Source organism: Brevundimonas sanguinis (genome assembly GCF_029636725.1).
Taxonomy (GTDB): Bacteria; Pseudomonadota; Alphaproteobacteria; order Caulobacterales; family Caulobacteraceae; genus Brevundimonas; species Brevundimonas sanguinis.
This window is the reverse complement of sequence record NZ_CP116770.1, coordinates 2,021,104-2,032,607: the sequence shown is the minus strand read 5'-3', so window position 1 is coordinate 2,032,607 and position 11,504 is coordinate 2,021,104. Positions and strand designations below refer to the sequence as shown.

The window sequence follows — 11,504 nt, the reverse complement described above, 5'->3', positions numbered from 1 at the left end:
ATAATCCTATGACCCAAGTCACGCTCGATCCGTCGAGCTCCCGGTCGTCGCCGTCCATCGCGGGCGGCTTGACCGGGGCCATGCTCGGCCGGGCGCTCGGCGACGCCGTCGCCAAGCTGAACCCGACCAAGCTTCTCAACAACCCGGTGATCTTCGCCACCTGGATCGTCGCCCTGCTGGCGACCGCTTCGGCGGTCGTGGCGGCAGCCAGCGGCCAGGCGGCGGGCTTCGCCATCCAACTGGCGCTGTGGCTGTGGGCCACGGTCCTGTTCGCCAACGTCGCCGAAAGCATCGCCGAAGGGCGCGGCAAGGCGGCGGCGGACTCCTTGAGGGCTACCCGCGTCACCACCAAGGCCAAGCTGATCGTCGATCCGAAGACCGGCACGGTGGTCCCGACCCCGGCCGGGGAGCTTGAGATCGGCTCCATCGTCCTGGTCGAGGCCGGCGACGTCATCCCGTCGGACGGCGAGATCATCGAAGGCGTCGCCTCGGTCAACGAGGCCGCCATCACCGGCGAAAGCGCCCCCGTGATCCGCGAAAGCGGCGGCGACCGCTCGGCCGTCACCGGCGGCACCACGGTCGTCTCGGACTGGATCAAGGTACGCATCACCTCGGCCCCCGGCGCGACCTTCCTCGACCGCATGATCGCCATGGTCGAGGGCGCAGACCGTCGCAAGACGCCGAACGAACTGGCCCTGTCGGTCCTGCTGGCCGGGCTGACCCTGGTCTTCCTGATCGCGGTGGCCAGCCTGCTGGGTCTCGGCGCCTATTCGGGGATCAAGCTGGACCCCATCGTCCTGGGCGCCCTTTTCATCACCCTGATCCCGACGACGATCGGGGGACTGCTGTCCGCGGTCGGCATCGCCGGCATGGACAGGTTGCTGAAGGTGAACGTGCTGGCGACCTCGGGCCGTGCGGTGGAGGCGGCAGGCGACGTCGACACCCTGCTGCTCGACAAGACCGGCACCATCACCTTCGGCAACCGCATGGCTGTCGAGGTCATCACCGTGCCGGGCGTGCGTCCCGACGCAGCGATGCGGGCGGCGGTCATGGCTTCGCTGGCCGACGAGACGCCGGAAGGCCGCTCCATCGTCGAGCTGGGCCGAAACGCCGGCGTGATGGGCGACCTGCCTGCCGGCGCCAGGACCATCCCGTTCAGCGCCGTGACCCGCCAGTCGGGTCTGGAAGCGGACGGCCAGTCGTGGCGCAAGGGCGCGGTCGACGCCGTGCTGAAATCCCTGGGCATGGCCGAAAACGCCGCACCCGCCCAGTTCCGCGCCGCCGTGGACCGCATCGCCCGCTCGGGCGGCACGCCTCTGGCCGTGACCGAGAACGACGCCCTGGTCGGGGTCATTCACCTGAAGGACGTGGTCAAGCCGGGCGTGAAGGCGCGCTTCGCCGATCTGCGCCGCATGGGTCTGCGCACCGTCATGATCACCGGCGACAACCCGGTGACGGCGGCGGCCATCGCGTCCGAGGCCGGGGTCGACGACTTCCTGGCCGAGGCCACGCCCGAGGACAAGATGCGCCTGATCAAGGCGGAGCAGGCCAAGGGCCGTCTGGTCGCCATGTGCGGCGACGGGCCAACGATGCTCCGGCGCTAGCACAAGCCGATGTCGGCGTGGCCATGCAGACCGGGGCCCAGGCCGCCCGCGAGGCCGGCAACATGGTCGACCTCGACAGCGACCCGACGAAGGTCATCGAGATCGTCGAGGTCGGCAAGCAACTGCTGATCACGCGCGGCGCCCTGACCACCTTCTCCATCGCCAACGACGTGGCCAAGTATTTCGCCATCATCCCGGCCATGTTCGTGGTCGGCCTGCCGTCGCTGGCGGCGCTGAACGTGATGAAGCTGTCCAACCCGGAGAGCGCCATCCTGTCGGCGGTCATCTTCAACGCCCTGGTCATCATCGCCCTGATCCCGCTGGCGCTGCGCGGGGTGAAGTACCGCGCCGTGGGGGCGGGCAAGCTGCTGGGCCGCAACCTGCTGATCTACGGCCTGGGCGGTCTGATCGCGCCCTTCGTCGGCATCAAGCTCATCGACATCGTCATCTCCGCCCTCGGCCTGGCGTAAAGCCCGCCCTGAGCGATCAAGGAAGCCACCATGCGTAAACGCAAGAAACTCGACGGCTCGGACCTGAACAACGCCCTGGTGGGCGGGGCCTGCCTGGTCGCCGTCATCACCCTGGGCCTGTGCACGGCGCCCACGGACGCCAAGGCCCAGGACTTTGCGAAGGGCGTCCGTCCCGAGGTCGCCTTCAACGCCGCCATTGGATCTGACTACGTCTTCCGGGGCGTCAGCCAGAATGAAGGCGATCCGGCGATCTCGGCCGGGGTCGATGTGACGCAAGGCGTCTTCTACGCCGGGGCCTGGGCCGGGAACGTCTCCTTCGCCGGAGACGCCGACACCGACGCCGAGATCGACCTCTACGCCGGCGTCCGGCCCGAGTTCGGCGGCTTCAACTGGGACTTCGGCGTGGTCAGCTATGTCTACGCCGGCCAGCCGGACGGGGCCGACTACGACTATGTCGAGCTGAAGGCCGCCGCCTCGCGCGCGGTCGGCCCGGCCACCCTGGGGGCCGCGATCTATCACTCGCCGGACTTCTTCGGCGCGTCCGAGGACGAGGCGACCTATGCCGAGATCAACGGCGCGATCAGCCCGGCCGACAAGTGGACCATCTCGGCGGCGGTGGGGCGCCAGTGGGTGTCGTCGGACTTTGACTACACCACCTGGAACCTGGGCGCGGCCTATCAGCTGACCGACCATCTGGCGCTGGACGTCCGCTATTTCGACACTGACGAACACGACTTCGGCGCCGCCTATGACGGTCGCGTCGCAGCCAGCCTGAAGGCGACCTTCTGATGCTGAACCACATCCGTCCGGCGGTCGTGATGATCGCCCTGTTCACCGGCGTTCTGGGCGTCGCCTATCCGTTCGCGGTGACGGGCGTGGCCCAGACGGTCTTCTCGGAACAGGCCGACGGCAGCCTGGTCCGGGACAAGGCCGGTAAGGTGGTCGGCTCGGCCCTGGTCGGCCAGACCTTCGCAGAGCCGGTCTATCTGCATCCGCGCCCTTCGGCGGCGGGCGACGGCTATGACGCCTCGTCCTCATCCGGCGCCAACCTGGGCCCGCTGAACCCGGATCTGATCGCGCGGGTCAAGACAGACGCCGATGCCTTGCGCGCCGAAACGGGTGCGGCGGTTATTCCCGCCGACGCCGTGACGGCCTCGGCCTCGGGCCTCGACCCGCATATCTCTCCGGCTTACGCCGAGCTGCAAATCGCCCGCATCGCCAGCGCGCGCGGGGTAGGGGAGGCGCAGGTGCGCGAGGTGATCGAACAGCATGTCGAAGGCCGAACATTCGGCGTGCTGGGCCAGCCGCGCGTCAATGTGCTGCTGACCAACATGGCGCTGGACGCCCGCTTCCCGCGTCCTGCGGAGGGCTGATGGCGCCGCCCATCCTTCCGACGAGCAAGACCCCGGCCGCCCCGCGAAAGCGTGGGCGGCTGAAGGTTTTTCTGGGCATGTCGCCTGGGGTCGGCAAGACCTACGAAATGCTGCGCGCCGCCCGCCGCCGCAAAGCCGAGGGCGATGATGTCGTCGTCGGCGTGGTCGAGACCCACGGCCGCAAGGAGACCATGAGCCTGCTGCGCGGGCTGGAGGTCATGGCCCGCAGCCCCATCGCCTATCGCGACCGGACCCTGCTGGAATTCGATCTCGACGGCGCCGTGGCGCGCCGCCCCGGCCTGTTGCTGGTCGACGAATACGCCCACTCCAACGCCCCCGGCTCGCGTCATCCCAAGCGCTGGCAGGACGTGGAGGAGATCCTCGACGCCGGGATCGACGTCTGGACCACGTTGAACGTCCAGCACCTGGAAAGCCTGTCGGACGTGGTGCTGCGCATCACCGGCGTCAGGCAACGTGAAAGCGTGCCGGACAGCGCCCTGTCGCGCGCCGACGACATCGAACTGGTGGACATCACCCCGGAGGAACTGCGCAAGCGGCTAGCCGAGGGCAAGGTCTATGTGCCCGAGACGGCGCGGCTGGCCTCGGACAACTTCTTCAAGGTCGAGAACCTGACGGCCCTGCGCGAACTGGCGCTGCGCCGGGCGGCCCAGACGGTGGATGATCAGCTGGTGGCCCGACTCCGCGAGCAGGGGGTGCCGGGGCCGTGGGCGGCGGGCGAGCGGATTCTGGTGCTGATCGCCGGCGACGCCATGGCCGCGCCCCTGGTCCGCGCCGGTCGACGGTTGTCCGACATGATGATGGACGCGCCCTGGACCGTGACCCACGTCGACCGGCCCTCGGGCGCGCGGCACGGCGTGGGCTCGGCGGGCAAGCTGTCGGACGCGCTGAAGCTGGCCGAGCAGCTGGGCGGGCGGACGGTGGTCCTGAGCGGCGACGACGTGGTGCGCGCCGTCATGGATCACGCCCATCAGAACAACGTCACCCAGATCGTCCTTGCCAAGGGGCGCGACAGCCGCCTGTCCGAATGGCTGGGGCGGTCGCTGGCGGCGGAACTGCTGCGCCAGGCGCGCGGCGTCGCGGTTCACGTCATCACCGACGGGGTCGATCTGGAGGAGAAGACGCTGCGGGAGCCGCGTCTGCGTTTGACCGGGGGCTGGCGCGGCTATGCGGTCGGCGCCGCCTGCGTCGTGGCGGCGACGGGCCTGGCCCTGCTGCTGGACCGCACGTTCGAGCGTGTCGATCTGGGCGTCATCTATCTGTCGGCGGTGCTGGCGGCGGGGGTGCTCTACGGTCTGCGCCCGGCCCTGGCGGCGGCGACGGTCGCCTTCCTGACCTACAACTTCCTGTTCCTTCAGCCGAAATATAGTTTCGCCATCGGGTCGCCGACCGATGTCCTGACCCTGATCGTTTTCTGGGCCGTGGCCCTGACGACAGGCTTCCTGGCGGGTCGGGTGCGCGAGCAGGCGAAGACGGCGCAGCGCCGGGCCTCGGCGGTCTCCGCTCTGCTGGCCGCCAGTCAGAGGCTGACTGGCGTCGGCGATCGGACCACCGCCGCGCGCATCCTGGCCGAGCAGACGGCGGCGGCGGCGGGGGCGGGGGCCGTGGTGCTTCTGCCCGTCAACGACGAACTGACCCTGGTCGCCGGCGCGCCGACCAAGACCCCGCTAGACGCCGAGGCCATGGCCGCCGCCCGCTGGGCCTGGGAAAAGGGCGAACCGGCGGGGCACGGCACTGGCACCCTGCCGCAGGCGCGCTGGACCTTCAGGCCCTTGCAGGGCGTGCGCGATCGTGCGGGCGTAGCGGGGATCGAGGCCGCCGCCCTGTCGCCCGGTTCGGACGAAGAGAAACTGGCCCTCGCCCTGCTGGATCAGGGCGCTGTGGCCGTCGAGCGCGCCGATCTGGCCGGGCAGGCGGTCGAGACCGAAACCCTGCGGCGAACGGATCGTTTTAGAGGCGCGCTGATGAACTCCGTCAGCCATGATCTGCGCACGCCCCTGTCCACGGTCCTAGGCGCCTCGACCACCCTGATCGATCTGGGCGACAAGCTGAAGCCCGAGGTCCGCGCCGACCTGCTGCTTTCCATCCGCGAGGAGGCTGAGCGGCTCAGCCGCTATGTCGGCGACCTGCTGGACATGACCCGTCTGGAGGGCGGGGGGCTGAACATCCGCGCCGACTGGGTCGATGTGCGCGACGTGCTGAACGCGGCGGGCAAGCGGGTCGCGCGGCGTCTGGGCGCGCGCAAGATGACCCGCGACTTCCCGGCCCAGCTCAGCCTGGTCATGGTTGATCAGGGGCTGCTGGAACAGGCCCTGGTCAACATCCTGGAAAACGCTATCGCCTACAGCCCCGACGGCTCGACCGTCGAACTGGCCGCCTATGAGGACCGGGGGGCGGTGGTCATCTCCATCGAGGACGAGGGCAAGGGCATCCCGACCGCCGAGCTGGAACGGGTTTTCGACAAGTTCCGCCGCATGGAGGAGCCGTCGGACCGCACCAAGGGCGCCGGCCTGGGTCTGGCCATCGCCAAGGGCTTCGTCGAGGCCATGAACGGCCGCATCGCCGCCGCCAGCCCGATCATGGACGGAAAAGGGACCCGTATCCTGATCAGCCTGCCCAAGGCCGTCGTCACCCACCCGAGCCTGCTCTAAGGTCCGCCGCATGGCCGCCGTTCGTCCCCAGATTCTCGTCATCGACGACGAGCCCCAGATCCATCGCTTCCTGTCGCCGGCGCTGGACGCCGCCGGCTATGAGCCGCGCCGCGCCGACAGCGGGCAGGAGGGCTTGCGCGGCATCGCCCTGTGGAGCCCCGACGCCGTGGTGCTGGACCTCGGCCTGCCCGACATGGACGGCAAGGACGTGCTGGCCCGCGCCCGCGAGTTCTATTCAGGGCCGATCATCATCCTGTCGGCGCGCGATAGGGAGGCGGAGAAGATCGCGGCCCTGGATCTGGGCGCCGACGACTATGTCGAAAAGCCTTTTGGCGTCGGCGAACTTCTGGCCCGGGTCCGCGCCAACCTGCGGCAAGCCGCGTCGCGCGTCGAGATGCAGGGGCCGCTGACGGCGGGCGAGGTGGTTATCGATCTGGAGGGCCGCCTGATTACCCGCGCCGACGTCGCCGTGCGCGTCACGCCCAAGGAATACGATGTCCTCGCCCATCTGGCGCGCAACGTCGGCAAGGTGGTCAGCCATCGCGACCTGCTGACCGCCGTCTGGGGCAAGGCTCATGCGGACGACACCCAGTACCTCCGCGTGGTCATCGGCCAATTGCGCCAGAAGCTAGAGATCGACCCCGCACAGCCCCGGTTGATCGTCACCGAACCAGGGGTCGGTTATCGCCTGGTGGATTGATCAACGCCTCAAGGCGCGACTTTGGCGGGTACGGCAAGCGGGTCTAGAGGCCAGCTTTTAGGCGGGGCGCCCTTATCGGCTTATGGGGAGCCAGCCAGTCTTCCCCTGGCGCTTATCCGTGCGCGGCCTAATCGCAAAGCTATCTTCATCCAAACTTGGCGCGAATGTAGCTGAAGCGTGAGCGAGCGATCATGAACCCGCCCTAGACCCCCAGGCTGTCGCAGGGGGCAAGGATGAAGTTCAGTATTGCGCCGCTGAAGCGGGCGGGCGTGGCGTTTGTGACGGCGGCGCTAGTCGCGTGGCAGCCGCATCAGGCTACGGCCTCGACCGCCGAGCGACAGTCTCTGCTGCGGCTGCCTTTGAGCCAGAATGGCGGGACGTGGGACGCCGGCCATGTGCAGGGCGTCGCCGTCGATCTCGAAGGCGGCTTCATCTATTATTCCTTCACCAACCTGCTCGCCAAATACGACCTCGAGGGTCGGTTGGTGGGGACGCTGGTCGGGTGGACCGGGCACCTGGGCGACCTAGCCTTCAATCCAGCCGACGGAAAGCTCTACGGCTCGCTGGAATACAAGGCGGATCAGGCGTTCTACATCGCGGTGATCGATGTCAGCGGACTGGATCGGGTCGGGGTCGAGGCCGGCCGCAGCGACCTGTTCAAGACCGTTCATCTGGCCGAGGTCGCGCGGGACTACGTCGCCGACATGGACGGGGACGGACGCTTCGACGGCGATACGGCCAAGACGCGCGACCATCGCTACGGCGCCTCGGGCATCGACGGGGTGGCCTTTGGGCCGCGCTTCGGGCGCAGGGACGGCCCCTCGCTGCTGACGGTGGCCTACGGCGTCTATGGCGATGTGACGCGGGCCGACAACGACCACCAGGTCCTGCTGCAGTACGACATCGCTGACTGGGAGCGTCACGCCCGTCCGCTGTCCGAGGCCGCGCCGCATCGCGAGGGCCCCGCCGCCGTTGACGGCAAGTATTTTGTCCGTACCGGCAATACGACCTATGGGGTGCAGACCCTCGCCTACGACGCCGAACTCGGGCGCTGGTTCCTGGGGGTCTATCAGGGCCGCAAGGCGGAGTTTCCCAACTATCTGCTGTTCGCCGTCGAGGCCGGGAGCCGGCCCGTGCGCGGCGATCTGATCGGCGTGCCTGCGTCGTCCGGCCCAGGATGGGATCAGGGGATGCTTCTGCCCCTGGCGGCCGATGGCCTGGAAGATCCAGCCACTGGCTTGCGCGGCTGGCGCTGGAAGGCGGATGTCGGCCTGGAGTCCTTGGGACGCGGCCTCTTCTATCTGGCGATGAATTCCGGCGGAAAGGGGAGCCAGACGGCCGACCTGACCCTGATGCGCTGGACCGGCGATCCGCAGACGCCGTTCGCGCCCGTCGACGCCGAAGAGCGCCGGCGACGAAGCTCCACGCCCTGAGCTGCGCCCGCCCTCTCGGCGCGCCGCTCGCTGTGAGCGGCATCCCCCTCGCTTTTTCTCTTCCCTCCTAGTTGTTCGAGTAAACTCCCATGAAGGCCCGTTCTCGCCACCTCGCCAGCACCAGCCCGCGAGCCCTCTTGCTGTATCCGCTGATGGCGGCCGCCTTTGTGTCCGTGACGCCTCAGGCGGCGGTGGCGCAAACGACCAGCCAGCCCGCGGCCCAGGCGCCCGCCGCCGCCGGCGCCCTGCGCGGCCGGGTGCTCGACACCGTCAGCGGCGAGTATCTGCGCAATGCCGAGGTTCGCGTCGAAGGCACGGGCATCGTCGCCTATTCCGAGGACGGCGGCGCCTTCCGTCTCAGCGGCGTGCCGACGGGCGAGGTCACGCTTGTGGTCCGCTACGCCGGCCTGCAGGACGCGCGGGCCACGGCCAGCGTCGTCGCAGGCCAGACCACGGTTGTCGACATCGAGCTGAAGGCCCCGCTCTATGCTGGCTCCGATGAGGCGTCTGCCGTGGAGGACATCGTGGTCACGGCCGCACGCGGGGGCCAGGCCAAGGCGCTGATGGAGCGCCGCGTGGCGATGAACGCCAAGAACGTGGTCCCGGCCGACAATTTCGGCGCCCTGACCATGGGCGACGTGGGCGAGTTCATGAAGTCGATGCCGGGTCTGTCGATCGACTACACCGAGGTCGACGCCACCGCCGTGCGCATCGGCGGCCTGCCGCCCAAATACTCTACCTTCACCATGGACGGGGCCAGGATGGCCACGGCCACCTCGAACAACAACTCGGGCCGTCAGAACTCGTTCGAGCAGATGTCGATCACCGGCATCGAGACGATCGAGCTGAACCACACCCTGCTGGCCAGCATGGATGCGGACTCGCCGGGCGGCAGCATCAACCTGCGCAGCAAGTACGCCTTCCAGCTGCCCGAGCGGCAGCTGCGCTTTCAGGTGGGCGGGGTGGCGACCTCGGACTCGGCCCTGTCGCGCCACTACATGCCCGACGACAAGAAGCACGCCAGCCTTTATCCCTCGGCCCAGTTCTCCTACGCCGACGTGTTCCTGGACGGCCGCCTGGGCGTCGCCGTCAGCGCCAGCCACAACGCCAACTATGTGCAGCAGGATCGCATCCAGACCGACTGGTCCTACCTGGCTGACGGCCGGGTGATCCCCTACCAGGTCATGTGGCGTCCGGGGCCGAAGCTGACCAGCCGATCCGCCGCCAACCTGGCGGTCGACTACAAGTTCACCGAAGACCTGATCTTCTCGCTGCGCAGCAACTACTCGTTCTATGACGTCGAGTATTTCAACCAGTACACCTATCTGACGTTCGGCACGACGACGAAGTCCTACGCCACGCCTGACTCGACGGGGACGCATATCGTGGTCAATCCGGACGGCCGGAACACCCGGCTGCACACCGGCTATTCGCACCGCTACGCCGGAACGCCGACCTATCTGATCGCGCCGAAGCTGGAATATAAGGGCGAGACGTGGGAAGCGGCGCTGCGCGCCAGCTACTCGTCGGCGGAGTTCAACTTCCGCGACACCAGCAAGGGCTTCTTCCAGCGAACCGACAACCACCTGACGGGGATCGGCTTCGAGATGGAGCGCGACTCCACGGACTCCAACGCCTGGTATCTGCGCCAGACGGCGGGTCGTTCGTGGAGCGATCCGATGAACTTCAATCGCGACATCGACATCGGCAACAACGTCCGCACGGCGGAATCGGACGCCGTCAACGACATGTATTCGCTGAACCTGGACGCGAAGAAGCGGCTCAGCCTGGGCGACGTCCACTTCACCCTGATGGGCGGCCTGGGCGCGCGCAGCAATGACTGGCGTACGGACGAGGGCTCCTATCAGCAGTTCCAGTATGTCGGCTCGACCGGCGATCTGACCCAGACCGCCGCCGAAGCCGTGGTGCCGTGGACGCAGAAATACCGCTTCGAGATGATCGGCTTCGATGCCGGCAACATGAACGCCCAAGGTTGGCGCGCCGACAGCCACTACGGAATGTACGACATCTACCGCGAACACCCTGAGTACTTCGTGGCGGACGAGGTCGGCAACCTGAAGCGCCGTCTCGACAACAACAAGCGGGTCAAGGAAGACATCACCTCGGCCTACGTCGAGGCCCAGGCCGACGCCGGCCGCGCGCGCTTCGACCTGGGGCTGCGCTACGAGAAGACCGAGACGGCGGCCCGTATCGCCGTCATCCGTCCGGCCAAGGAGGTCGCGGACGCCGGCCTGTCGGTCAACACGGTCGAGGGGCTGCTGTACCAGTACAACAACGGGACCTATCAGGATCGCAAGGGCGAGTACGACGACTGGTTCTGGAGCGGCGGGGTGAAGTACGACTTCACCGACAAGCTGGTCGGCCAGTTGTCCTTCAGCCAGGCGGTCCTGCGTCCCGACTACGGCAACCTGGGCGGGGTGGTGTCGGTCAACGACGACACCATGATCGTCACCGTGCCGAACCCCGAGCTGAAGCCGGAGCATTCGACGAAGTATTACGCCAGCCTGCAGTATTATCTGGCGCCGGCGGGCATCATCGGTCTGTCGGCCTACCAGCTCGACATGCAGGACATGCAGGTCACCGGCATGACGGTAAACCCGGAGGACGTCGGCTTCGATCCGGCCGAATACGCCGGCTACACCTTCCGCAGCGCCCAGAACCTGCCGGGGACCAGCACCAACCGCGGCTATGTCGCGGAATACAGCCAGCAGCTGACCTTCCTGCCGGGCGCCTGGCGCGGCCTGGGCCTGCATGGCTCGGTGACTTACCTGGATCCGGACGGCGAGCGTCAGGGCACGCCGAAACAGGCCGCCAACTGGGGCGTGCGCTACAACATCGGGCGCTTCGACTTCCAGCTGAACGGCAACTGGCAGTCAAAATATCGCGTCAGTGGGCTGAACAACACGCCGACCACGGCCAACAACGGCATCCTCTACCACTCGCCGCGCGAGCTGTGGAACGTCAGCGTGAACTACAAGATCAACGACCGCTTCGACCTGATGCTGGCCGGTCGGAATATCTTCAACTCGCCGGACGTCATCTACTCCAACGAGCGTGATCGGGTGCAGCAGTACACCGTCTACGGCTCCATGTGGAACATCGGCGTCAAGGGCGTCTTCTGATCACCCTTTCGGCTTGAAGACCCGGCGGCCGTATCGTCCTGCGACGGTGCGGCCGCTCGGAGTCCGACCTGAGGGGCGGCGTCCCTCGACCTGTATTTCCAAAGGACATCTC

6 protein-coding genes and 1 pseudogene are annotated in these 11,504 nt (G+C 67.7%); all 7 read left to right on the top strand.

The window, feature by feature from the left end; translation table 11 throughout:
• Positions 1–8: 8 nt before the first annotated feature.
• The 7 genes and pseudogenes from kdpB (at position 9) to PIB44_RS10060 (ending at position 11,392) form a co-directional block, all read left to right on the top strand.
• A pseudogene (gene kdpB / locus PIB44_RS10090) lies at positions 9–2,074 on the top strand (potassium-transporting ATPase subunit KdpB).
• Positions 2,075–2,104: 30 nt separating this feature from the next.
• Positions 2,105–2,863: a TorF family putative porin gene (locus PIB44_RS10085; RefSeq protein ID WP_278069289.1), complete on the top strand. Its 759-nt coding sequence runs from the start codon at positions 2,105–2,107 to the stop codon at positions 2,861–2,863.
• Positions 2,863–3,447, top strand: a complete 585-nt coding sequence (kdpC, locus tag PIB44_RS10080) for a potassium-transporting ATPase subunit KdpC (RefSeq protein WP_278069288.1) — start codon at positions 2,863–2,865, stop codon at positions 3,445–3,447. The genes PIB44_RS10085 and kdpC overlap by 1 nt, the downstream gene beginning before the upstream one ends.
• Complete coding sequence (locus PIB44_RS10075) at positions 3,447–6,116, top strand: DUF4118 domain-containing protein (RefSeq protein ID WP_278069287.1); 2,670 nt, start codon at positions 3,447–3,449, stop codon at positions 6,114–6,116. Before kdpC ends, PIB44_RS10075 begins: the two co-directional genes overlap by 1 nt.
• Positions 6,117–6,126: 10 nt before the next feature.
• Positions 6,127–6,816, top strand: coding sequence for a response regulator (locus tag PIB44_RS10070; protein WP_278069285.1), 690 nt, complete (start codon positions 6,127–6,129; stop codon positions 6,814–6,816).
• Positions 6,817–7,049: 233 nt separating this feature from the next.
• Complete coding sequence (locus PIB44_RS10065) at positions 7,050–8,249, top strand: hypothetical protein (RefSeq protein WP_278069283.1); 1,200 nt, start codon at positions 7,050–7,052, stop codon at positions 8,247–8,249.
• An 89-nt stretch (positions 8,250–8,338) separates the two neighbouring features.
• Positions 8,339–11,392, top strand: a complete 3,054-nt coding sequence (locus PIB44_RS10060) for a TonB-dependent receptor (protein ID WP_278069281.1) — start codon at positions 8,339–8,341, stop codon at positions 11,390–11,392.
• The last annotated feature ends 112 nt before the right edge of the window (positions 11,393–11,504 follow it).